The organism is Streptomyces sp. CWNU-52B, assembly GCF_047444975.1.
Classification (GTDB): domain Bacteria; phylum Actinomycetota; class Actinomycetes; order Streptomycetales; family Streptomycetaceae; genus Streptomyces.
Genome location: NZ_JBLFJV010000070.1, coordinates 1 through 566, shown reverse-complemented (window position 1 = coordinate 566; position 566 = coordinate 1). Strand labels below are relative to the sequence as shown.

The following is a 566-nucleotide window of genomic DNA, read 5'->3' as shown; positions in this document are numbered from 1 at the left end:
GCGGTACTTTTCACCATTCCCTCACGGTACTATCCGCTATCGGTCACCAGGGAATATTTAGGCTTAGCGGGTGGTCCCGCCAGATTCACACGGGATTTCTCGGGCCCCGTGCTACTTGGGTGTCTCTCAAACGAGCCGTTGATGTTTCGACTACGGGGGTCTTACCCTCTACGCCGGACCTTTCGCATGTCCTTCGCCTACACCAACGGTTTCTGACTCGTCTCACAGCCGGCAGACTGTGAAAGAGAGATCCCACAACCCCGCATGCGCAACCCCTGCCGGGTCTCACACACATACGGTTTGGCCTCATCCGGTTTCGCTCGCCACTACTCCCGGAATCACGGTTGTTTTCTCTTCCTGCGGGTACTGAGATGTTTCACTTCCCCGCGTTCCCTCCACACACCCTATGTGTTCAGATGTGGGTGACAGCCCATGACGACTGCCGGGTTTCCCCATTCGGAAACCCCCGGATCAAAGCCTGGTTGACGGCTCCCCGGGGACTATCGTGGCCTCCCACGTCCTTCATCGGTTCCTGGTACCAAGGCATCCACCGTGCGCCCTTAAAA

General features: G+C 57.6%; 1 rRNA gene. It reads right to left on the bottom strand.

Annotation, left to right across the window (positions count from 1 at the left end):
• Window positions 1-566, bottom strand: a 23S ribosomal RNA gene (locus tag ACLVWQ_RS40435); the annotation flags it as partial.